At 71.3% G+C, this 21,280-nt stretch carries 26 protein-coding genes and 1 pseudogene; 8 read left to right on the top strand and 19 right to left on the bottom strand.

Annotated features, from left to right (window positions below; genetic code table 11):
- Positions 1 to 380: 380 nt before the first annotated feature.
- Genes ACIBEC_RS17450 through ACIBEC_RS17440 form a run of 3 tightly spaced genes read right to left on the bottom strand, consistent with a single transcriptional unit; the run spans position 381 to position 1,847 of the window.
- The gene (locus ACIBEC_RS17450; protein WP_396287967.1) at positions 381 to 1,040 is read right to left on the bottom strand and encodes a universal stress protein; all 660 of its coding nucleotides are present in this window, start codon (positions 1,038 to 1,040) and stop codon (positions 381 to 383) included.
- Between the two features lie 7 nt (positions 1,041 to 1,047).
- Positions 1,048 to 1,245, bottom strand: coding sequence for a universal stress protein (locus ACIBEC_RS17445; protein ID WP_360503911.1), 198 nt, complete (start codon positions 1,243 to 1,245; stop codon positions 1,048 to 1,050).
- A 38-nt stretch (positions 1,246 to 1,283) separates the two neighbouring features.
- On the bottom strand, positions 1,284 to 1,847 hold the full coding sequence (locus ACIBEC_RS17440) for a hypothetical protein (RefSeq protein WP_360503912.1): 564 nt from the start codon (positions 1,845 to 1,847) through the stop codon (positions 1,284 to 1,286).
- 587 nt (positions 1,848 to 2,434) lie between these two features.
- Between ACIBEC_RS17440 and ACIBEC_RS17435 the strand changes: the two genes are divergently transcribed.
- The 3 genes from ACIBEC_RS17435 to ACIBEC_RS17425 all read left to right on the top strand — a co-directional run bounded on the left by ACIBEC_RS17435 (position 2,435) and on the right by ACIBEC_RS17425 (position 4,319).
- On the top strand, positions 2,435 to 2,836 hold the full coding sequence (locus tag ACIBEC_RS17435) for a DnaJ C-terminal domain-containing protein (protein ID WP_360503914.1): 402 nt from the start codon (positions 2,435 to 2,437) through the stop codon (positions 2,834 to 2,836).
- 5 nt (positions 2,837 to 2,841) lie between these two features.
- Positions 2,842 to 3,726: an aquaporin gene (locus ACIBEC_RS17430; protein ID WP_360503916.1), complete on the top strand. Its 885-nt coding sequence runs from the start codon at positions 2,842 to 2,844 to the stop codon at positions 3,724 to 3,726.
- Positions 3,727 to 3,935: 209 nt separating this feature from the next.
- The gene (locus ACIBEC_RS17425; RefSeq protein WP_396287960.1) at positions 3,936 to 4,319 is read left to right on the top strand and encodes a CBS domain-containing protein; all 384 of its coding nucleotides are present in this window, start codon (positions 3,936 to 3,938) and stop codon (positions 4,317 to 4,319) included.
- 141 nt (positions 4,320 to 4,460) lie between these two features.
- On the opposite strand, the gene ACIBEC_RS17420 is transcribed toward ACIBEC_RS17425, so the two are convergent.
- The 4 genes from ACIBEC_RS17420 to ACIBEC_RS17405 form a co-directional block, all read right to left on the bottom strand.
- Positions 4,461 to 5,054, bottom strand: coding sequence for an MBL fold metallo-hydrolase (locus tag ACIBEC_RS17420; RefSeq protein WP_360503920.1), 594 nt, complete (start codon positions 5,052 to 5,054; stop codon positions 4,461 to 4,463).
- 72 nt (positions 5,055 to 5,126) lie between these two features.
- A complete protein-coding gene (locus ACIBEC_RS17415) occupies positions 5,127 to 6,602 on the bottom strand; it encodes an ATP-binding protein (protein ID WP_360503922.1) in 1,476 nt (491 codons plus the stop codon).
- Positions 6,603 to 6,703: 101 nt separating this feature from the next.
- Positions 6,704 to 7,417, bottom strand: a complete 714-nt coding sequence (locus tag ACIBEC_RS17410) for a CBS domain-containing protein (protein WP_360503923.1) — start codon at positions 7,415 to 7,417, stop codon at positions 6,704 to 6,706.
- 39 nt (positions 7,418 to 7,456) lie between these two features.
- On the bottom strand, positions 7,457 to 7,951 hold the full coding sequence (locus ACIBEC_RS17405) for a universal stress protein (protein WP_360503925.1): 495 nt from the start codon (positions 7,949 to 7,951) through the stop codon (positions 7,457 to 7,459).
- A 279-nt stretch (positions 7,952 to 8,230) separates the two neighbouring features.
- Here ACIBEC_RS17405 and ACIBEC_RS17400 point away from each other — a divergent pair, with 279 nt between their 5' ends.
- Together ACIBEC_RS17400 and ACIBEC_RS17395 are read left to right on the top strand one after the other, a co-directional pair.
- Entirely contained in the window at positions 8,231 to 9,580 is a 1,350-nt protein-coding gene (locus ACIBEC_RS17400) for a phosphoribosyltransferase family protein (RefSeq protein ID WP_360503927.1), read from the top strand.
- Between the two features lie 479 nt (positions 9,581 to 10,059).
- A complete protein-coding gene (locus tag ACIBEC_RS17395; RefSeq protein ID WP_360503929.1) occupies positions 10,060 to 10,725 on the top strand; it encodes a GNAT family N-acetyltransferase in 666 nt (221 codons plus the stop codon).
- A 67-nt stretch (positions 10,726 to 10,792) separates the two neighbouring features.
- Here the strand turns inward: ACIBEC_RS17395 and ACIBEC_RS17390 are convergent, their stop codons facing one another.
- From ACIBEC_RS17390 to ACIBEC_RS17360, 7 genes are all read right to left on the bottom strand, one after another.
- Entirely contained in the window at positions 10,793 to 11,506 is a 714-nt protein-coding gene (locus tag ACIBEC_RS17390; RefSeq protein WP_360503931.1) for an acyltransferase family protein, read from the bottom strand.
- A 172-nt stretch (positions 11,507 to 11,678) separates the two neighbouring features.
- Positions 11,679 to 12,434, bottom strand: a complete 756-nt coding sequence (locus ACIBEC_RS17385; RefSeq protein WP_360503933.1) for a DUF1918 domain-containing protein — start codon at positions 12,432 to 12,434, stop codon at positions 11,679 to 11,681.
- Positions 12,352 to 12,633, bottom strand: coding sequence for a dsRBD fold-containing protein (locus ACIBEC_RS17380; protein ID WP_360503935.1), 282 nt, complete (start codon positions 12,631 to 12,633; stop codon positions 12,352 to 12,354). Before ACIBEC_RS17380 ends, ACIBEC_RS17385 begins: the two co-directional genes overlap by 83 nt.
- The gene (locus tag ACIBEC_RS17375; protein ID WP_360503937.1) at positions 12,630 to 13,454 is read right to left on the bottom strand and encodes a slipin family protein; all 825 of its coding nucleotides are present in this window, start codon (positions 13,452 to 13,454) and stop codon (positions 12,630 to 12,632) included. The genes ACIBEC_RS17380 and ACIBEC_RS17375 overlap by 4 nt, the downstream gene beginning before the upstream one ends.
- Before the next feature lie 712 nt (positions 13,455 to 14,166).
- Positions 14,167 to 14,439 (bottom strand): hypothetical protein, encoded by a 273-nt coding sequence (locus ACIBEC_RS17370; protein ID WP_360503939.1) that lies wholly within the window; start codon positions 14,437 to 14,439, stop codon positions 14,167 to 14,169.
- A 229-nt stretch (positions 14,440 to 14,668) separates the two neighbouring features.
- Positions 14,669 to 15,034 (bottom strand): hypothetical protein, encoded by a 366-nt coding sequence (locus ACIBEC_RS17365; RefSeq protein WP_360503941.1) that lies wholly within the window; start codon positions 15,032 to 15,034, stop codon positions 14,669 to 14,671.
- The gene (locus ACIBEC_RS17360; RefSeq protein WP_360503943.1) at positions 14,991 to 15,341 is read right to left on the bottom strand and encodes a hypothetical protein; all 351 of its coding nucleotides are present in this window, start codon (positions 15,339 to 15,341) and stop codon (positions 14,991 to 14,993) included. Before ACIBEC_RS17360 ends, ACIBEC_RS17365 begins: the two co-directional genes overlap by 44 nt.
- 76 nt (positions 15,342 to 15,417) lie before the next feature.
- On the opposite strand from ACIBEC_RS17360, the gene ACIBEC_RS17355 reads away from it, so the two are divergent.
- Positions 15,418 to 15,621: a cold-shock protein gene (locus ACIBEC_RS17355; RefSeq protein ID WP_224277403.1), complete on the top strand. Its 204-nt coding sequence runs from the start codon at positions 15,418 to 15,420 to the stop codon at positions 15,619 to 15,621.
- 150 nt (positions 15,622 to 15,771) lie between these two features.
- A complete protein-coding gene (locus tag ACIBEC_RS17350; protein WP_360503946.1) occupies positions 15,772 to 16,017 on the top strand; it encodes a hypothetical protein in 246 nt (81 codons plus the stop codon).
- A gap of 274 nt (positions 16,018 to 16,291) precedes the next feature.
- On the opposite strand, the gene ACIBEC_RS17345 is transcribed toward ACIBEC_RS17350, so the two are convergent.
- Entirely contained in the window at positions 16,292 to 16,744 is a 453-nt protein-coding gene (locus ACIBEC_RS17345) for a nuclear transport factor 2 family protein (RefSeq protein WP_360503948.1), read from the bottom strand.
- Positions 16,745 to 16,920: 176 nt separating this feature from the next.
- Here ACIBEC_RS17345 and ACIBEC_RS17340 point away from each other — a divergent pair, with 176 nt between their 5' ends.
- A complete protein-coding gene (locus ACIBEC_RS17340; RefSeq protein ID WP_360503950.1) occupies positions 16,921 to 17,763 on the top strand; it encodes a helix-turn-helix transcriptional regulator in 843 nt (280 codons plus the stop codon).
- Positions 17,764 to 18,459: 696 nt separating this feature from the next.
- Here ACIBEC_RS17340 and ACIBEC_RS17335 read toward each other — a convergent pair.
- From ACIBEC_RS17335 to ACIBEC_RS17320, 4 genes and pseudogenes are all read right to left on the bottom strand, one after another.
- Positions 18,460 to 19,278, bottom strand: a complete 819-nt coding sequence (locus ACIBEC_RS17335; protein ID WP_360503952.1) for a universal stress protein — start codon at positions 19,276 to 19,278, stop codon at positions 18,460 to 18,462.
- Positions 19,279 to 19,465: 187 nt separating this feature from the next.
- Positions 19,466 to 20,125: a pyridoxamine 5'-phosphate oxidase family protein gene (locus ACIBEC_RS17330; protein WP_360504016.1), complete on the bottom strand. Its 660-nt coding sequence runs from the start codon at positions 20,123 to 20,125 to the stop codon at positions 19,466 to 19,468.
- Between the two features lie 144 nt (positions 20,126 to 20,269).
- Positions 20,270 to 20,428 (bottom strand): annotated as a pseudogene (locus ACIBEC_RS17325) (DUF1918 domain-containing protein); the annotation flags it as partial.
- A gap of 82 nt (positions 20,429 to 20,510) precedes the next feature.
- Positions 20,511 to 21,260 carry an SDR family oxidoreductase gene (locus ACIBEC_RS17320; RefSeq protein WP_360503954.1) on the bottom strand — a complete coding sequence of 250 codons (750 nt, stop codon included), beginning with the start codon at positions 21,258 to 21,260 and terminating at the stop codon, positions 20,511 to 20,513.
- Positions 21,261 to 21,280 lie beyond the last annotated feature (20 nt).

Raw genomic sequence — 21,280 nt, 5'->3', positions numbered from 1 at the left:
GACGGCTCCGGCGGAGGCAGCGGCCGAGCGCCCCGACCTTCATGGGCCGGTCGGCCCGGACTGTGCGGGGCGGCGGAGGCAGGTTTTCCGGAGACCGGAAACGGGCAACATGTGAGTGGAAGAGGGACTCCGGGTTGAGATACGGAGTAGCGGTCTGGTTGGCCGTGCACCGCGCAATCGTGTTCCGCGAGAAGCGGACAGAGTCCCCCTTCGTTCTCCGCCGCCGCCGATGAGCGGCGGCTTTCCTTCGCGGGTCCGTCAGCTGTCAGCTGTCCGCCCCGGAGGCTCACGCGGTGTCAGCCGGGGGCCCGGGCCGACTCGGCAGCGCTTCAGGCGGATTCCAGGCGAGGGGGCGTGGAACGCATGCGGACGCCGGGGTGTCAGTCGTGGGGGATGACGGCGACGGGGCAGGCGGCGTGATGGATGGCGGCGTGGGTGACGGGTCCGATGCGCGGTGACAGGCCGGTGCGGTAGCCGCCGCGTCCGACCACCAGGAGCCGTGCACCGGTGGCGATGTCCACGACGGCGCGGGCGGGGCCCTCCGGGCTGTTGTGCTCGACGACGTGGACGTCGGGGTACTTCTCGCGCCACGGCGCCAGTGCCGCAGCCAGGGCCTTCCGGTCCTCCTCCTGCACGGTCGCCTTCGCGGGGTGCTCGCGAGTGATCACGGACAGGTGGCGGACGGCGGCGTGGACGGCCAGCAGGGGAGTGGCCCGCCGGCTGGCGGCGTCGAAGGCGAACTCCAGGGCGCCGTCGTACCCCTCACGGAGGCTGACGCCGACGGCGATCGCGCCGGACTGTGCGGCCGGGGTCTTCGTTCCGGCGGGCTGCTCGTACGCGCGGACCAGGACCACGGGCCGGTCCGCCTGGGCGACCGTGTGCAGGCCGAGTGAGCCGAGCAGGTAGCCGCTCACGGCACCGAGCCCCTGGGAGCCGAGGACCAGCAGCTCGGCGTCGGGCGCGGCCGGGAGGAGGGCGACAGGGGTGTCGGCGGGCAGGAGCTGGGTGTGGATGAGTACGTCGGGGTACTGGGTTCGCAGGTCGGCCTCAACGTCCTGGAGGAGGCGCTCGGCGGCGACGGACTGTTCGTCCTCGCGAGATCCGCTGTGCGGTCATGGGCGGCAGGATCCACAGGTGCAGCAGTCGCAACGGCAGCCCGCGCAGTTGCGCTTCGCGGGCGGCCCAGTGAGCGGCGGACAGGCTTTCGGGGGAGCCGTCAAGGCCGACGGTGATGTCCTTGGGCATGGTGATGGCCTTCCGTGTGGTGGGTTGCACGGGGCGGGTCAGTTCGGGAGCCGCTTGGACCAGCGGGGTTCGACCTGGTCCCAGTCCGCGTCCCACTGGGCGTAGCGGTGGCGGTCCAGTACGCGGGCGGAGCCCTTCCAGACGCCCAGGCACAGGAGGGAGACGGAGGCGGCGGTCACGACGGCGGCCGTCCATCCGGCGGAGGTGGCCTGGCCCCGGGTGACGGGCGGGGAGGCGACAGCGTCGTGGCTGTTGACCCACACCTGGACGGGAGTGCCGACCTTCTCCCCGGGCCACACCCGGACGGTCGTGGTACTGGTGGTGCCGTCCGATGCGGTCCAGGCGGCGGTCGCCGGAACCTTGTTGGCGTTCTGGGCGGGAGGGATCGCGGCGTCGGCGGTCAGCTGCGCGGTGACGGGGTGCCGGGTCGCGGACTGGACCTGGCCGGTGTGCAACTGGGAGCGGTAGGACAGGATGCCGACGCTTGCCGAGGCCGCGGGCAGGCCCACGATCACGATGGCCAGCAGGACACGTCCGAGCCACCACTGGACGCGGTCGGAGGTCCGCCGCAGCGGATTGTTCCGCGTTGAACCTGTGGGCATGGTGTCCGCCTCCTCAGTGTCGAGGCGTAGGCTGTGCTGCTTCCATCGTCGGGTTCGGGGGTGTCTCTGGTCCATGGTCCGATGGGCCCACTTGGGACCGGTGACCGGCCCTGAGCCGACGCCCGTGGGCCCGGCCCTGGCCCACCGTCCCGACCGGAGGAACCGGGACCGTGACCCTCCGCCACCCAGACCCTGCACCGCATGCGGCGGCTCCGGCGCCTCAGGCGGCACCCGGCCGTTACGGCTGCGACCAGTGCCACGGCGCGGGCAGCATGGTGACCGAGCGGCGCCAGAAAAACGTCGTCATGCGGCAGATCGTCACCTGCACCGCCTGCGGCGGCAAAGGCACGGGTCATCGAGCAGTCGTGCCCCGCCTGCGCAGGACACGGCGACGTCGAGCAGAGCGAGTCCGTCATCCTGAAGATCCCTCGCGGCATCGCCTACGGAACCGCGCTGCGCCTGGCGGAAGGGCATGCCCACACTGGCCGGCGGCGGCGCCGATGGTGACGCGTTCGTGATCGTCCGCACCGCCGCAGACCCTCGATTCCTCCGGCGCGGCGCGGACCTGTGGCACGCCGAGGATCACCGTGCCGGACACCGTCCTCGGCACCACGCTGACCGTGCCCGCACTCGACGGCGACGTGCCGATGACCGTGCCGCCCGGCAGCCGGCCCGGCACTGTTCGCATTCCCGGCCGGGGCCTGCCCCGCCGGGGCACCCGTGGGCGTGACGAACTGCACGTGTCCGTGACCCTCTGCACCGACCACCCCGGAGACCAGGCTGTACCGGCAGCTGCGAGAGCTGGCCCGGTCCCCACGCGCAACCGCACCTGGCGGACGGGAACCCGCCGGAGCAGCGACAGCAGGAAGCCGCAGCGTCAGCCAACTGCCGCACGGGGCGGTGGCGAAATCGGCGCAGGCCGCCTGTGTGACCCGGTCGGCCCTGCTCCGGGAGCGGTACGGAGAGCACGATGGGGCTCAGGGAGGTGAGGTGCGTGGCCACGGTCCGGCAGTCCGAGTGGCGGCGGCTGGTCGCCGAGGGCGTGGGGACGTTCTTCCTAGTGCTGGTCGCGGCCGGAGCCGTGGTGGTCGACGCCGTCACCGGCGGCGGGACCGGACGGGCGGCTGCGGCCGTCGCGCCGGGTGTGATGGTCCTCGGGCTGATCTACACGCTCGGTGAGACGTCGGGCGCCCACTTCAACCCGGCGGTCACCCTGGCGTTCGCGGCGCGCGGGAACTTTCCGTGGCGGCGCGTTCCCGCCTACCTGGCCGCGCAGTTGGCGGGGGCCCTGGCGGCGGCGGGGCTGCTACGCGGACTGTTCGGTACGGCGGGAGAGCTGGGGGCCACCCGGCCCGGACCGGGGGTCGGCGTCGGCGCCGCCCTGGCGCTGGAGGCCGTGCTCAGCCTGGGCCTGGTGACGGTGATCCTCGGTACCGCGTCCGGTGCTCACAACGTCGGCCACAATGCGGCGATCGCCATCGGCGGCTACATCGCGCTCGCCGGTCTGTGGGCGGGCGCGGCGACCGGTGCCTCGATGAACCCGGCCCGCAGTCTGGCACCCGCGCTGGTGGGAGGCCAGGGCGGGCCGCTGTGGATCTACCTGGTCGGCCCGCTTGCCGGTGCCGCACTCGCCGTACCGCTGGCCTGGGTCCTGCGCGGCCCGCCCAGCCCCACAGCGACCCTGGCGGCACAGGGCACGGACGCCCAGCACCGCCGGGACGACCTGGACGGCGACTCCACGTCCGACGACGGGGGTGCTGAACGATCCGCCGCAGAGTCGGGCCGCGACGGCGAACCGGGCGAACGGGCTGAACGGGATGAGAGCCACGGCACGGAGGGAAAGCACCGAAGGAAGCGCGAGCCACCCGCCGAGCGGTGAGTCCCGCCGCGCTGGCGCGGGCCCGTCCGGTCGCCACGATTCGATTCGATGGAGATGCCATGGAACCCCCAACCCGAGACGAGGCGCCGTCCGGTGAACGGGCGATCGCCGAGGTGATGAGCACTGTCCTGTAGGCCGTCGCCGAGGACGAGGGCGTCCTGGCGGCGTGGGAGCACCTGGAGCGGTCGGGTTGCCGCCACCTGCGGGTTGTGCGTGCGGACGGCCGGTGCACGGGACTGCTGGACCGGGCCGATCTGGCGGTGGCCTGCGCCGCGCCGGCCACCGCGTTGACGGGCACGACCGTCAGCGATCTGCCGCAGGGTCGGCGTCCCGGTCCCGCCGTGGTCCATCCCGGCGACACCCTGCACCGCGCGGCGGTTGTCCTCAGCTTGGCCGGCGTCGACGCACTCGTGGTCAGCGGTGACCGAGGACGGCTGGTGGGTCTGGTGACGGCCAGTGACCTGGTCGCCGCGTTCGCGGGCCGACAGCCAGCCCGCTGGATGATCGTGCCCGAGGGCCGGCAGGAGGAGCCGCATCTCCTGCTGCCCGGGCGTCCGCCGCATCGGCCGGAGCGGCGAACCGGAGTGCCATGAGGAGTCGGCGCCCGGGACGACACCGGATGACGTGGGTAGGGCGGTGGCGCGCCCCGGGCGGGACGGCAGGGCATGACGGCCTCTGCGGGCGGGAACGGTGACGCGAGTCGTCGACCGACGTGTCTCTGCCCTCGGGTGCCGTCACGCGCGCCGGGACGGACGGTGTGCGCGGGCCGGTGTGTAGGTGCGGCCCGCCGCACCCCATTCGCCCCACGGGGGCTGGTGCCCGGCGTCCATCGCGCGCAGGCAGGGGCGGCCGATGTGGGCGAACACCAGGCGCCGGACAGCGTGCAGCCGGGCCACGGCGGCGACGTCCTGGACACACATGTGCCCTCCGACGCCGCCGCGGAAGCGGATGGGCCGGTCCCAGTCGGCGGCCTCGGCGAACATCAGGTCCGCCCCGGCTACCCACTCGGGGAACTCCCAGAACTCCGGTGCCCACACTGCTACTTGACTGTCAGTCTCGATCCGGTAGCCCCACGCCGGGTGGGTGGTGTGGACGACCGGGTGGGCGCGGATCGCCACCTCGCCCAGGTCGAGATTCCCCGCGTGGGGAACGAGCTCGTGCGGGGCAGCCATCGCGTGGAGGTCGGCGCGCAGCTCCGCCTGCTCGTCGGTCACCAGCCACGCGTCGAGACGGGGCGGGGGTTCGGCTCCGGGTCCGCCGTCGAAGGCCACGACGGCGGACCCGCAGCACAGCGGGAGCCCGGCCGGCGCGAAGCGTGGGGAGTTCATGGCACCGACACCCAGCAGGGTCAGATTCAGGCGCGGTTCGGGCGGTGTGCCGGCCGGTGGCATCGGCCCGTCCTAGGCTCCGTTGTAGAGGCGCTCCGGGTCGACGAGGATCAGCTCGCCATGGGCTTCGGCGGCCCGAAGGCGGGGGCTGAAGCCCACCGCACTGTAGAGGGCGGGCCGGGTGCGGCTCACGTCCTCACCGCGTTCGGCGAGTGCGGCCACGACCTGCTGGACCTCGTGGAGGTGGGGGAGGTCCATCGCCTCGTTCCAGCGGGCCATTCCGACCGACAGCAGCGTTCCCGGGCGATCGTGGGCCATACCGCGGACCGCCACGTCGGCCTCCAGCGACGGCTGCCCTGGAGCCACCGGGAGAGAGCCGGATGCAGCCGTGGCCGGAGCCGCGCCGTAGGTGTCGGTCGCGGCGAAGCGGAGTGCCCATTCCCGGCACACCCGGGCGAACTGCTGCTCAAGGATGGACGACTCGAACGCGGGGCGGACGGCGCGCCACACCTGGGCGGCCTGCTGCCGCTCGAGCTCGTCGTGGTGGGGCCGGATGACGGCGTGGTCGAAGGCGAGCAGCGGCTCGGCGATGCTGTAGTGCGACATATCGGGGCGGAGGGCGTCCGGCGTAGCGTCCACCAGCCCACAGTCGCCCAGCAGCGCCAGGATGTGTGGCACGTCGGTCGCGGGGCGCTCCAACCACTCCCCGATGGCACCGGTGGTCGTGCAGCTGTCTGCGAGGGCGGCCACCGTGGAGTGGCACAGGGCCCGGTCCCAGCCGTCCGGTTCCCGTTCGATCAGCTGGCTCGCCTTCCAGAACAGGGGCAGGCGGGGGTTGAGGACGGTTCGGCACACCCATGCGTCGAAGTCGTCGCGGTGCGCGGGCGTGTCCTCGCCCGCCGCGTCGTGGCGGAAGGCCGGGCTGGAGCCGACGACGGCGCCCACCTGGAGGGCGAGGAGGGGATCCGCGATGCCCCACAGCCGGGCGCCCTGTCGGTAGTCGAGCCGCCCGACCTCGATTCGGAACTCCGTCGTTGCCGGTGCGCTGCCGAGCAGTCGGCGCATCACCGGCATGGTGCTGCCGCACAGTAGCACCCTGGCCCGGTTCTGCTCGTCCGCGTCACGCAGACGATGGCAGATGGTCTGGATGTCGGATGGCAGGGAGGGGCTCTGCCGTACGAGTTCCGGGAATCCGTCGAGGACGATCGGCACAGGCCGACCCGCTCCGAGGGCAAGCACGGCCTCCAGCGCTTCCTCCCAGCCCCGCCAGCGGGGCGGGGGGTCCTCGCCGGTGTGGCGACTGAGCTGCTCGGCCAGTCGGCGCAGGGACTCCGTCTCTGCGGCCTCCTGGGCTCCGAAGTAGAGGCCGTCGGTGGCCCGGGCCAGTTCTTGGAGGAGGTAGCTCTTTCCCTGGCCGCGGGGCCCGGTCACCATGCCGATGGTCGGCCCTGGCCGCGGGTCGCTCGCGAAGGCGGCCAGAGCGTCCCATTCGGCGGTGCGGTCGAAGAGCGTCTTCGGCCGGCCGACGGCCGTGGCGGCAGATCCCATGATCGGTCGGTCCCATCGTTCGGCGGCAGCCTTCAGCTCCAGTAGATGCCGAGGACGGCCACCCCGCCTCCCGACCTGCGGGCCGTTCCGGACGGTGTCGCTCAGTGGTGAGGTGCCGAGTGCGGGCCGATGATTCCGCGGACGGCGGACTGCGTGGCGTCGACCTGGGTGTCGTCGAACTCGTATCCGAGGGTCTGGCGGACGGCGACCACCCCGTCCAGCGAGTGGCACATGCCCTCGATGATGGGGATGAGGCTCTTGCGTTCGACCGTGCCGGTCAGTGTGACGATGCCGTCGTCGACCGCGACCTCGACGGCGTCCGCCGGGAGCCACAGGGCGTCGAGCAGGACGTCATGCGTGATCTCCTCGCGGATTGCGGCGTCCTCGCGCAGGAACGGCAGCAGCAGGTCGCTGCGGCTGACGATGCCGGTGAGCCGGCCTTCCTCGTTGATCACGGGCAGCCGCTTGAGCTTCTTGCGGTGCATGATCCGGGCGGCTTCGACCAGGGTCCACCCGGCGCGTGCGGTGACGACCGGGCTGGTCATCATCTCCTCGGCGATCTCGCCCTCGGCGCGGTAGTACTCGTGCGGGTGGAGTCGGCGGAGCACCGGGTGACCTTCCTCCAACAGGCCGGCCTCCTTGCGGATCAGGTCGGCCTCGGACACGATGCCGACCGGACGCCTCTGGTCGTCGACGACCGGCACGGCGGTGATGTCGTTGCGGTGCAGCAGTCCGGCGATCTCCTTGAACGTGGTCTCGCGGTGGGCGACTACCACGTCCCGGGTCATCACGTCCTGCACGGTGCGGTGCTGCATGGCTCTCCTCATCACGGCGGTGGGGCCGTGCACGCCGGTTCATCCGGGCGCGGCCTCGCCTTCCGGTGGCACGACGACAACGGGGACGTGGGCGTGGTGGACGACCGCGGTACTGGTCGAGCCGAGCGCGAGCCGCCCCCAGATCCCGGCGCCGCGGGTGCCCACCACGAGCAGACTCGCGTCCCGGCTCGCATCCAGCAGCACCTGTGCGGGTCGACCGCGCTCGCAGCGGACCTCCACCTCGACGAACGGCTCGCCGACCTGTCGGCGCAGTTCCTCGACCGAGTCCGTGACCTCGCGCGAGACGATGTCATGGAGGTGCGGTGACGGCTCGCCGCTCGCCCGGTTCCAGCCCGTCATGCCCCTGTCCGAGGGCTCGGTGTGTCCTCCGCCGTATGCACAGACGGTCCGCACCCCGACACCGCGCAGCTGCGCCTCGCGGAGGGCGAAGACCATGGCGCGGCGGGCGTGCTCCGAGCCGTCCGTGCCGACCACCACTGGGCCGGGAGAGCTGGGTGCGGGACTGGTGTTCATGGGGACCTCCGGCGGCGTACGGCCTGCGCACGGGCTGCCCGGCGTGGCGGCTCCGCCAGGTTGGAGGGAGACCGCGGTCGCCGATCGGCCTGTTCCTTCATCGTCCTCCGAAGCCTGTGCGGCGGCACGCCCGCTTGCGTTGTGCCGTGATCGGAGGGACCGACGGGTGGCTGTCCGGCGGGATTCGGCCGTTCGCGTGCGCCCGCCGGGGAGAGGATCGTGGAACACGAGCCGTGCTCCCTGCGCGGTCCCGCAGGCTGTCCGGAGGAGGGTCGGGTCATGTATTTCGTCGACCGTGTGGATGCGGGGCGCCGGCTGGCCGGGCGATTGAAGCACCTCGCGGGCGGGGACCTGGTCGTTCTCGGTCTTCCCCGGGGCGGGGTGCCGGTGGCGGCTGAGGTCGCGAAGGCGCTCGACGCGCCGCTGGACGTCATCGTGGTGCGCAAGCTCGGCGTCCCGTTCCAGCCGGAACTGGGCATGGGGGCGATCGGCGAGGGCGGGGTACGGGTCGTCAACGAGGCGGTCATGCGCTCCACCCGGACCTCCGAGGACGAGCTGGCGCAGGTGGAGGAGCGGGAACGGGTGGAACTGGACCGGCGGGCCCGGAGGTATCGGGGGGATCGTCGCCGGACGGAGCTGCGGGGACGGACGGCGGTGGTCGTGGACGACGGCATCGCGACGGGTTCGACCGCCCGGGCGGCCTGCCTGATCGCCCGTGGGCAGGGCGCGGCGCGCGTGGTCCTCGCCGTCCCGGTCGCACCGCCGGGCTGGACCAGCAGACTGGAGGACGTTGCCGACGAACTGGTGGCGCTGAGCACGCCCGGGGGCTTCTTCGGGATCGGCCAGTTCTACGAGGACTTCGCCCAGACCACCGACGCCGAGGTCGTCGCCTGCCTCGACGAGGCGGACGCCCAGATGAGCGGTACCGAGCCGCCCGGCCCCGCCGCGTCGGCGCGCTCCGGTGCACGGCCGCCGGTCGCCGACCCGGAGGTCGTCGTGGACGTGGGAGGAGTCCGGCTCGGCGGCCAGCTGGGCGTACCCGAAGGGGCTGCGGGCATCGTGCTCTTCGCCCACGGCAGCGGCAGCAGCCGGCACAGCCCGCGCAACCGCTTCGTCGCCCGGGCCCTGAACCGCGCGGGCCTGGCCACCCTGCTGTTCGACCTGCTGACCGAGGAGGAGGAGTACGACCGGGCGAACGTCTTCGACACCGGCCTGCTCGCCCGCCGCCTGACCGACGCCACCCGCTGGCTCCTCGGCCAGGACGAGGCCCGCGGCCTGGCGGTGGGCTACTTCGGTGCCAGTACCGGAGCCGCCGCGGCGCTCTGGGCGGCTGCCGAGCCGGACTCCCCGGTCCGGGCGGTCGTCTCCCGCGGCGGCCGGCCCGACCTCGCCGGCCCGCGCCTGCCCGCGGTGACCGCCCCCACCCTGCTGATCGTCGGAGGGAACGACGACGTGGTCATCGACCTCAACCGGCAGGCCCAGGCACGGCTGCGCTGCGAGAACCGACTGACCGTCGTCCCCGGCGCCACCCACCTCTTCGAGGAACCCGGCGCCTTGGAGGAAGTGGCGAACCTCGCCACCCAGTGGTTCACCAGCCACCTGCTTCCCGCTCCGCACCCGGCGGCCTGACGTCCGGACACGCACCGGCCGGGTGAGGACCGGTGGCGGATCGCATCGATCTGTTTCTCATCTTCCATCCACACACCGGCAACAGATGCGTACTTCCGCTCACCGGCCGGTTCGCCTCTGATGGAACATCAGTCCTTTCGTGTATGGATGTTCCCTGACGAATCGCTTGATGAGTCCTCAGCGAGCGAGTCCTGTTTTTTGGGGCAGGAATCGGGGTGCCTGACGTGGAGTATTTGGAGGCGGAGCGGCATGGTGGCCAGCGGTGCGGATCCGGCGGTGCGGCTGTCCGCGCGGCCGTACAGGGCGACTGACCGGGAGGCGGTGCTTGCCCTGGTCGCCGATGACCGGCTGACGGGCCAGCCGGAGGCGACCCCGGTGATGCTTGCTGAGGCCCTCGAAGGGCGTTCGCCGGTGGACGCCGAGCGGTGGGCGGAGCTGGACACCCCGCACACCGAGGTCGTTGCGATGGCACCGGGCAGGTGCTCGGGGCCGTCAGCTGTGCGACACGGCGCACCGACCAGGCCGGACTCGTCCTGTGGCTGCATGCCGGCGAGGACCTGGCCGCCGCCCGCGTTCTCGTCGAGCTGGCGCTGTCCCGCCTGGGTGGGCGGATTGTTTATGCGTTCGAGTTGCCGACCGCCCTGTCGCTGGGCATGAGGGGCCTGCCGGTGCGCAGCCGCCCGGCGACCCGCAAGGCCCTGGAGGAGGCAGGCTTCTCCACCGGTTGCCAGTGGCGCTCCTTTCACCGTGTCCTGCCCCACCGCGGGGATACCGGTGAGGTCCGCACGTACCCGATCGCCGAGGTCACCGCTACCAGCCGCCCTTCGGACCGGCGACTGCGGCTGTGCGAGCCCGACGGCGCGTTGGTCGGCGAGGCCGTGGTCGGCGTGCCGGTGGACGGGATCGGCGTGCTCTGGTGGATCGCCATCGATCCGCAGCACCGTGGCCGTGGGCTCGGGGCGAACCTGACCGAGCAGTGCTGCACGGTGCTGGCCGCCCACGGCGCCCACGAGGTGATCACCTACCTGGACGAGGACGCACCGCCCAACGGCCGACAGGGCGACACGGCCGCCGCAGGCCATCTGCTCGAAGCGCGGGGATTCCAGGAGATCGGCCGGATCTCGTCGTTCTCACGCCGACCGTAGACGGCCGCGACATGGACGCTGAGGGACCCGGGAAGCCAGGCGCGACGCGGAGGGGCGCCGCGGGCCTTCAGCGGTCAGGACCGCGAGAGGTGGCGAGAGCGGGGCGGCGCCGGCCGGAGAGCAACATCAGGACGAACCCGCACGCGTAGACCGCGAGGACGGGTACGGTTGGATGCCCGGCCGGGGCGAACCCGTTGACGGCCAGCCGGGTGACGGCGGGGAGGACCGCAGCGAGGCCGCACGCGAGCAGAACGCGAGACCACCACGTATCGGGTTCCAGCCCTCCGGTCAGGCCGAGCAGCGGCCGTTGCGCTCGCTGCACCGCGATGGCCAGCGTGACGAGTAGCGCGGTCAGGACGGTGAACCAGGCCGGGCGCAGGACCCACCACTGCCAGGTGCCGATGGACGGCTGTGGGGGGAGGCCGGCGGGGTAGAGCGTGACAGCGATGACGACCACCGGGACTGGGTGCCACAGATAGACGGTCATCACCGCCCGGTTGAGGCGGGCGAGGCGGTCCCGCCGCCTGGCAGAGCCGAGCAGGCACCGCCCGGCGGGCTCGGCGGTGAGAAGGAGGCCGCACTGTGCGGCGGCGAAGGCGAGCAGGGCGATCGACGGGGGAGTGGTGTTGCCGGCGTGTCGGCCGGTCCCGACCATGTCCACCGGGAAAGGGCCCCAGACCAGCAGACCCGTGAGGAGTAGCACGCCCGTGAGCGCGAGTCGGTAGGGACGGTGTCCTCGGGTGAGGCTGCCGTCCTGCCAGGCGAATCCCCACTGGTGCATGGAGCCCCAGACGAGCAGGTAGTTGGCGAACCCGACCAGCGGCAGATGCGGACCCAGGACCGTGACGTCCGCCAGGGCCGCCCCGGCGGCCAGGGAGTCCCCGAGGTGCCCGGTTTGCGCTGCCTGTGGGTGCTGGTGCCGAGCAGAGTGGTGCAGGTGTGTTGACTCGGGGTCAGTTTGCGAAGAGGTGAAAGTCCTTGGATCTCGTGGTGCCCGGTTGTGCTGGCTCCTCGGCTCCTGGGCGCGGGTCGTGGCGGACGTGCGCGTCGGGGCCGGGGATGACCACGGCGATGTGTCCGGTGTCCGACCAGCGGACGTCGTAGGGCGGGCTGCCGTCGGCGTGGTGCAGTGCGACGATCTCGCCGTCGCGGCGCGTTGTTCCGGGGCGGGTGCCCTCGATGATGATGTGGTCTCCGACTGCGGCTTTCATCTCACACTCCTGGATGTTCGGGCCCACCTCGAGTGGCGCCGCTGATGGAAGACTGATGGTCCGGCCGGTGACGGCGGAGGGCGCGATGCTGATCCACGGGTGGCGTTCACCCCCGGCCCATGGGTCCGGATCGCCCTGGCGTGTCAGCTGCTCGACGTCCTCCGGATCGTCGACACGCATCGTCATACCCGAGACGAGGACGCTCCATCCGCCGCGCAGCGCCTCGTCGATATAGTCCACTTCGAAGGCGACCCGGTTGCCTGCCGCGCTTGCCGGGGTGCTCCCGGTGCTCGTGCGGTAGACCACTGTGCCGTCGTGGATGCGGTAGTTGACCGGCATCACGACGGGACCGCTGCCGGTCGACAGGGCGATGCGGCCGATCCCGCCGGGCGCCAGCTTCGCCCAGCACTCCTCGTCAGCCGGGAAGTGGCGGTTCGTTGGCGTCGGCGTCGGTCGTGCCGGCGCGGAGCAGTTGGTGGCCGAGGTCGACCAGTGCACGACCGGCGGCGTACTCGTCGCCGATCTCCGGGACGGCCGGGTCGCGCGGGTTGCGGTGGGCTTCGGTGCGGCTCTCCAGCCGGTTGTCCCCGGTGTCGAGGACGGCATGCACCCACGTGAGATCGCCTTCCTCGAAGAGGTCCAGGCGCAGGCTCCACGTCTTGGTGCGCACCGGTGCGTTGGTCGTCTGCTCGTTCATGTCCAGGCCTGTCCTTTCAGCGGGTTGGTGAGGGCCTCGTCGTCCCGGGGGATCGGCCAGTCGGGCCGGGGCATCCGGCCCCCGTCAGGGACCGGTTGCGGCGTGACCGCCGTGGCGGCCGTGGCCGAGGGGCTCTCCTGGCCGACAAAGCGCGTCAGGGCTCTGACGCTCTCCAGGAACTGGGCGGGGAAGACGATGGTGGAGTTCTTCTCGGCGGCGATCTCGCCGAGGATCTGCAGGTTGCGCAGCTGGAGGGCGATCGGGTGGTCGGAGATGACGTCGGCGGCCTCGGCGAGACGGCCAGCACTGAGGGCCTCGCCCTCGGCGGCGATGATCTTGGCGCGCTTCTCGCGCTCGGCCTCCGCCTCTCGGGCCATCGCCCGTTGCATCCCCTGCGGGAGCTCGATGTCCTTCAGCTCGACCACCAGGACGAGAACGCCCCACGGCTGGGTCAGGCCGTCCAGGATCTCCTTGATCCGCTCGTTGAGCGTCTCGGTGTCGGTGAGCACCTGGTCCAGGAGGGAGCGGCCGACCACGTTTCGGACGGTGGTCTGGGCGATCTGCCCGATCGCGCTGGACACGTCCTCGATCTCGACGATCGACTTCACCGGGTCGACCCGGCGGAAGTAGGCGACCGCTGCGACGCCGATGGAGACGTTGTCCCGGGTGATGACCTGCTGGGACGGGATCGGCATGGTCACCGTCCGCAGGGTGACCTTTGACATCCGGTCGGCCAGCGGGATCATGAACCGGATCCCGGGGTCGCGCACCCCGCGCAGCCGGCCCAGTCGGAACACCACCCCGCGCTCGTACTGTCGCACGATTGCGACACCCAGATTCGGCACGGGAACCACCTTCTTCGTCCGGAGCCCGTGTCTCCAGGGTGGACGAGAACGAGCGGCCGGGCATGGGCCGCCCGGCCCAACACGACGCGCAGTCGGACGCAGTCCACGGGCACCGCCAAGACGGCCACCGCCGTCCGGTGCCGGACGCCCCCGGGGTTGTCGCCTCGTCCCGGGTGTCACGGAAGGATGGCGGGGCTCAGCGGTAGGCGAAGGGGGCCGACCATCTCGAGTGAGCAGTTCGGTGACATGACGGATTCATCGAGGCGCTGTTCGGCTCGGTCAGCCGGCCCGGTGGCCCGGACGGCGATGGGGCCGTTCGGCCCTGGTGCCGGGCGGGGGCGGGAGTATTGTGAGAGTTGGCCTGCAGGGCGAGCGAGGGAGTTCGACCGGATGGCCCCGGGCGATGGGCGGAGGCTCCGCGACGGGGTGTTTGTCGACGGTCGGGCTGAGAGGCCGGAAGGTCTGTGAGACCGGAAGGCGACCTCCATCACCTGATCCGGACAATGCCGGCGAAGGAAGCCCACCTTGCAGGTTTTCGTCTGCTCGCGCGACGCTGCTGCGAGACGCGATCAGTGACAAGGGGCGACGGGGCCTCCGACGGGGCCTGACTTCATCGTGTGTGCCTATGCCGTCTTGACGCCTTGGCTGGGGATGAACGCGCCTGCAGGGTGCCGTCATGGGGGGTGAATCAGAACGGCGTAGGGCCGTAGCCCTGGACCCCGAGCCACAGTTCACCGGTCTCCGTGTCGGTGACCTTGAACAAGCCCTCGCGCCCATCGGGGAACTGGATGAGGCCCTGCCGGGCCTGCCGGAGTTCGAACGCGTGCTCCTCGTTGTCCGCGATGAGAGTACCGCCCCAGGACGTCAGCGGATCATCCCCTGACGCCGACGACAGATCCGCCTGTGCCGGGAACGTCAACTCACCGCAAGTGACGATCACGGCGTCGTCGTAGGTGCTCATGGATCCAGGGTCCGCCTGCCTCGGCCGGTGCGCATCCGGACTGACAGCGGGTTTACGCCCCTATGGCGGGAGCCGCCGCGCACGGCTCGGCGCGGGTCGGCGTCGTCCACTCGTGCCGTCATGCCCCGAACGTTTTGCCGACTGTCGCTCGGTGCGACCACGCGGCCGGCTCGGTCGGCGCGCGCGGTGCGGCAGCGCCTGACCTATCGCCAGGTGCATGCCGCGTCGGTCATGGGTGGCCTGTGGGATGGGGCGGACTCCCCGGCCACACTTCGAACGCCTGCGAAATCCCCGTCGGCGGTCCGGCGCGGAAGCGCGCGCGGATCAGCGCATCGACCTTGCCGACGGCCTCGGCCCGACCGCTCAGCTCCACCTTCACCGGGTCGGCACCGGGGTCCGCGAGGGTGACCGGCTGTGCGGCGGCTTCGTCGGTCGTGGCCGACGTGTCCACCTGCCAGCGGGTGCGGACCACCTGATCGGCGGGTGAGACATAGTCCCCCGCCGTGCCAGGACCAGGGACGACGATCAGCCTGAACGCCTGTCCCACCGTGTCAGCGACCACGTTCGCCACCGGTGGCGCCCCGGAGATCGACATGTGCACCATGGCGCTCGGTGCCCGTGAGCCACTGGTACTGCTCATCGCTCTCCTCCGAGGTCGGCTCTTCCCCCAGGGTCTGCCAGTGCGAGGCCTCCCGCATCCGTTCAGCAGGGAAGTCCCGCGCGTGTTCGCGGCCGTCGGTCATGCCCTGCCCGAAGCGTGTATGGGCGGCACAGCCACGCCGGTTCGTGTCCGGTTCGGCTCCCTGGCTGCTGGGTTCCCTGCGGTGTAACGTTTTGATCAAGCAGTCGTGGTTCCGAAGTTCTCGCCCGCGGTACATGCCGTGGGCGTTTTTGCTGCTCAAGGCTTCTCCGGACCAAGGCGATCACCTCCGGGCCCGCACCAGCGGGATCCGCTCGGTTCCCACGAAGGAGAAGCGCATGGCTACCGGCACGGTGAAATGGTTCAACGCCGAGAAGGGCTTCGGCTTCATCGAGCAGGACGGTGGCGGCCCCGACGTGTTCGCCCACTACTCGAACATCGACGCCCAGGGCTTCCGTGAACTCCAGGAGGGCCAGAAGGTGACCTTCGACGTCGTGCAGGGCCAGAAGGGCCCGCAGGCAGAGCACATCCGCCCCGCCTGACCGCCGGCACATGGGCGGGCGCCCCGCACGTACCCGTGTGGGGCGCCTTGGGCGCCAGGTCGGCGAAGCCACCTGGGCTGCGGCCCGCCACCAGGCCGGCCCTGTTGACCGTGACATCGTGCAGGCTCTGCTCGACGGAGATTTCAACCCGTGACCACACCCCTCGCCGGCGCGCACCAGGGCCGGCTCGCTCCGCCCGCACCGCACACCCCGGTCATCCCCGCCGACCTGGTCATCGCGCGCCACGCCCACCTCAACAGCCGCTACGCGGACGAGACCTGGTCGCTGGCCCCGCTCGTCGACAACCCTGCCCAGCGGCTGCCCGGCATCCACTGGCGCCCAGCGTTATCTAGGGTTGGTGGCCATCAGGGCAGGTCAGCAGCCTTGAGGCCGTGAAGGCACATTAGGCACGCTGGCCGAACATCAGTCCCAAGTGTTCCGGTCGGAACACTTGCGTTCATTAGGACTGGAAACGATTCGACCGAAATCATTTGATGGACGCCGTGAGACCCGGCAGATCCCGAGGGGGCTGCCGGGTCTCACGTGTGCGGGCCATGGGACTCACGGCTGCCGTTCCGTTTCGCCCACGGCGTTCCGGCCGCTGGGGAGGCGGTCCGCCGGGGCGGAGGAGCGCCGCGAGTCGCAGGCTTGCGGTGTGCGCGGGTCGGTGTCAGCGAGCCTGCGCGGCGTTCTCGGCCTCGGAGTTCTGGATGCCGAGGTTGGCGTAGGCGACGGGGTTGGCGTACTCCCACACCTTGGCGATCTTCCCGTCCTGGACGTCGATGCGGAAGATGTACACGTTGTTGTAGACGAGCTTCTCCGCGGTGGACAGGATGTCGCCGTTGGCCTGCAGGAAGACCGACCGGCCATCAGCGCCTGCCGTCCAGACCTGGTCGAGGAAGGCGACGTGGTCGAACTTCGCCGCGACGGAGTTGATGTAGCCCAGGATGCTCTGCGGGTCCTCGAAGACGTACCAGGGCGCCGGGGTGCCCTCGATCGAGAGGGGGATGACGAAGCTCGCCGTCGGCGCGAGCAGCGAGGCGACCGCTTTGCTGTCGCGGTCCTCGAAGGCGCGGATGAAGGCCTGGGCGGTGGCGAGGGCGTCCTTGGGGGAGGTGCTCATGGTGATGACTGCCGTTCTGTGCGGGGCGAGGCCGGGCGCCTCCGGTCCTTCCGGAGCACCGTGGTGCGGCCTTGCTCCATCAACGTAGGCCTGCCGACGTCGGCGTCCCTGGCCCGCGACGTCCCTGGGACTGCCCGTACCACCCACACAATGCGCCCCCGCGCGACACTGGACGCATGACCTCCGAGCCGAACGAGTTCGCAGCTCTCCTGCGCACCTGGCGCGACCGTGTCCAGCCCGCCGACCTCGGGCTGCCCCCAGGGCCGGCCCGCCGCGTCCCGGGCCTGCGCCGCGAGGAGCTGGCCACCTTCGCGAACCTCTCGGTCGACTACATCGTCCGCATGGAACAGGGGCGTGCGGACCCCTCTGCGGCCACCGTCGCGGCCCTGGGCCGGGCACTGCGGCTCTCACGCGAGGAGCTCGCCCACTTCTACCGGCTCGCCGATCACCTTCCGCCCTCGGACCTGGTCGTTCCCACGCACATATCCCCGGGCGTCCAACGCCTCCTGACCCGCCTCGCGGACACGCCCGTCGCGGTCTACGACGCGGCATGGACCCTCATCACCGGCAACCCGATGTGGACCTCCGTGTTCGGCCACACCGCGGCGGGACGGCCCGGAAACGTAGCGTGGACGGTCTTCACCCGGCCTCTGGACGACGTCCTGCTGGAATCCGAGGAAATCGACCGGTTCCAGCAGGCGCTCGTCGCGGACCTGCGCATCACCCACGGCCGCTACCCCCACGACCGCTTCGTCGGGCAACTCGTCAGCGACCTCCTCGACACCAGCCCCCGATTCGCCACCCTGTGGGCCAAGGGAGCCGTCATCCCCTTCGCCTCCGAGCGCAAGACCCTCCACCACCCCACCGTCGGACGCCTCGACCTTGACTGCGACGTCCTCACCGCCGTCGACAACGATCTGCGTATCGTCGCCTACACCGCGCCCCCCACCTCCGAGACCGCCGGCAAACTGCAGCTCCTCTCGGTCGTCGGAACCATGGATACAGTGCCCGCCCACTGACTGCGCGTGATCATCGTGCTCACCTTGCGAGCGCGGGCCTTCACAGCCCTCATGTGCCGAACGTGCCTCAAGACCCCTCAGATGTTCGTAAGGCACGTACGGAACGTGGCCTGTTGCCTTAGGCATGTCTTACGTCTTCGAACCCGAGATAGCCCAGCTGGCCGCCGTGCACGTCCGCCACCGCAGCGCCCGCCTACGTCGACGGCGAGCAGGCAGGCGGCGAGACCGTTAGGCTCATGCGCCTGCGCTACCGCGGCTCCGCCAGCATCTGGGGCTTCGCCCTCCACCTCGCCAGCACCATCGGCAGCCCCGAAGACGTCCTCGACTGTGCCTGACAGCTCTACCTCACCGCCCGGCATCTGAGCAAGCACCGCCCACGAAATCGGCTCCGGAGTCAACCCCCGAAGGACTTCCGGCGCAGACCACTAAGTGGTCACCGAGGTGGCCTGACAGGCCCTGGCCGACCGATGCCCGTAGGGCGCACCGTGGAGGAACTACCGGGGAGGTGGGACGGATGACCACAAGCCAGCGGTCCGGGTGGCGGCGGCTGAGTGCAGAGGGGGCGGGAACGTTCTTCCTGGTCCTGGTGATCGAGTCCCCGGCGGGGGGCTACGGTACCGGTTGAAGGCCCCGGCTCGCCTCCCGCTCGTTCGAGACCGGGCGGCCCCGCGTCGCCAGTCCCGACCGGCGGCCGGATCAGCCCACCGGTACCACCGCAACCGGGCAGTGCGCGTGCTGCACCACGGCCTGGCTCACCGAGCCGAGCCGCCGCATGGGCCCGCGTACCGCGCCGTGGCGCCCGACCACCACCAGCTGATGGGCCTCGGAGAGAGTCACCAGCAATCGCGCCGCGTCGGAGCGCACCGCGACTTCGGTCACCTCGACATCGGGGAACTGCTGGCGCCCGGCCGCAAGTGCCTCGACCAGCAGCCGCTCCCGCTCGGCGGCGACGTGCTCCTCCTCGTACACGGCCGGGAACGCGTGACCCGGCCCACTGACCAGGGGATAGCTCCAGGCATGGACAGCCTGCAGCAACAGGCGCCTCCTGCTTGCGGCCTCGAACGCGAGAGTGAGCACGCCATCGCTGCCGTCCTCCCCGTCCACTCCCACCAGTACGCCGCCGGCCGTCGACCGGCCGTCGGCGGAGTGAACCTCGACGACCGGGCACAGGGCGTGAGAGGAGACATACAGGCTCGTCGGGCCGACCAGCAGACGCGAGAATCCGCCCGAGCCGCGCGCTCCGAGTACGAGCAGATCCGCCTCCTCCGACACCGCGAGCAGGGCGTCGCGGGCGTAGTCGTCCGCCAGCTGGGTGGTGACCGCGAGGCCTGGACGGTGCAGCCCAGCCTGTTCACGCGCCGCTCCGAGCGCCGCCTCGCCGGCGTCCCGGGTGAGCCTGGTCTCCTGCCCGGTCGGCGCGTTCAGCGTCTCGCCGAGCCAGGCGTGCAGGATTTGCAGCGGGACGCCGCGCAGAATGGCCTCGTCCGAGGCCCAGTCGACGGTGGTGTCGGTCACCGATCGGACGCAGCGGAAGGACCATACGGGCGACGATCAGGATGGCATGCCATGACCGCCCGACCCGTGGTCGGGTCGACGGCTCCGCGTCGTCGCGCAGAGCGCTGCGGTGGGTCGTGCCCGGATGGAGGTGCCGCGGTGGACGCGGTGATCGCATCCGGAGTACGCGCCCGTCGTCGGACGGGCGTTACCGCGTCGGGTCGTCGGCGGTACGGATCACGCGGCCGCTGAGTTCGGTCGGCCTGATCCGGACCCACAGCTCGCGCTCACCGCCCGCCCAGGGTGACGGCTTGTCGCGTTGTTTCAGGTGGGCCAGCGCCGGCCGGTCGTCGATCCGATGGGCGTCACCTGTGGCCAGCACGCTCCAGCCGGTGCGCAGCACCTCGTCGATCCGGTCGACCTCGAAGGCGACGCGCTGGCCGACGGTGGCGGCAAGCGCGCCGTCGGCAGCTGTGCGGAAGATCAGTGTGCCGTCCAGCACCCAGTAGTTGACCGGGAGGACAATAGGACCCGTTGTGGTGCTCAGGGCCACCCGGCCGACTCCGTCGGTGGACAGCCGCTCCCAGCACTCGGAACGTGCCAGCTCTTCCAGCACCGGGTGCGCGGCGGCGCTCGTGCGGCCGGGCGGCAGGTCGAGTCCGCCGCCCAGCAACTGTGTGACCGACGTGTCCAGCACGGCGGCCAGCCTGGCCAGTGCTCCCCTCTCGACATCGGTGGGCGAGGTTTCCAGGTACTCCAGGTACCTCACCGCCATGCCTGCCCGGACCGCGGTCTGTTCCCGGCTGAGTCCCAGCTGCTCACGACGCAGCGCGACTCGTCTGCCGAGGTCGCCGGGGTCGCTCGGCATGGCCTGTTCCGGACCGCCAGTGGGTTCCCCGGGCCTGGCCGGCTCGCTCCGCTCCGTCTCCGAGGAGGTGTGCGGTCGGTCGGACGGCCGGGGCGCCTGCCTGCTCGGGGCTTGCCGGGTGAAGTGGTGCAGGCGACTATCCGGACCGGGGAAGAACAGGGTGGAGTGCCCGGTGTCCGACCACAGGACTTCCCAGGGCGGTTCGCCGTCCGGCCGGTGCAGCGCGGTCACCTTTCCGTCGCGCCGCGGTACGCCGGGGCGCGTGCCTTCCACGATGACGCGGTCTCCGATGGCGGCTCTCATTGCGGTCTCCCAGGAGGATCTTCGGGGTGGAGCGTGGTGTCGGCCGAGGAGCGGACCCCGCCGACCTCTACTCGGCTCTGAGTCAGGTCTCGGGGTCAGCGAGGATCATGCTGCCGGTCGTCGCGCCACCGTCGACGACGAACTCGCATCCGGTCGAGTAGGTGGCGTCAGCGGCCACGAACAGGGCCATCGCGGCGACCTCCTCCGGGCGGCCGAAGCGGGGAATGGGCTGGCTCGAGGCGACCGAGTCGCCCATCCCGGCGGTCATCGGTGTGCTGATCGGCCCCGGGTGGATGGAGCAGACCCGGACACCGTCGCGGGCGAGTTCCAGGGCGGCGGCCTTGGTGAGCCCGCGCAGCCCCCACTTGCTGGCCGTGTAGGCGCCGATCTCGGCGTATCCCATCAGGCCGGCGGTGGAGGAGATGTTGACCACGACACCGCCGCCGGCGCGGCGCAGCGCGGGGATCGCGGTGTGCAGGCCGAGCCAGGCGCCGTAGAGGTTGACGTCCAGGACCCGGCGGAAGGACTCGGGAGTCTGTATCTCGATGCTGCCGAATTCGAGTATCCCGGCGTTGTTGACCAGGAGCGACAGCGGGCCCACCGCGCGCTCGGCCTCCGCGATCGCGGCCGACCAGTCGTGCGGGTTGGTGACGTCCAAGGTGTGGAACCTCGTGGGCGGTCCGAGTTCGGCCGCGAGCGACTCGCCTTCCGCGCGCAGGACGTCCGCGATGGTCACTGCCGCGCCCTCTGCTGCGAACCGGCGGGCGATCGCCGCGCCGATCCCGCGCGCGCCGCCCGTGACGATCGCGGCCCTGCCGTCCAAGCGATCCATGACGGCCTCCCGTTCTCCGA

This window comes from Kitasatospora sp. NPDC051164 (assembly GCF_044455625.1).
Classification (GTDB): domain Bacteria; phylum Actinomycetota; class Actinomycetes; order Streptomycetales; family Streptomycetaceae; genus Kitasatospora.
The sequence above is the reverse complement of the archived record's forward strand: the minus strand, read 5'-3'. Positions and strand labels throughout refer to the sequence as shown.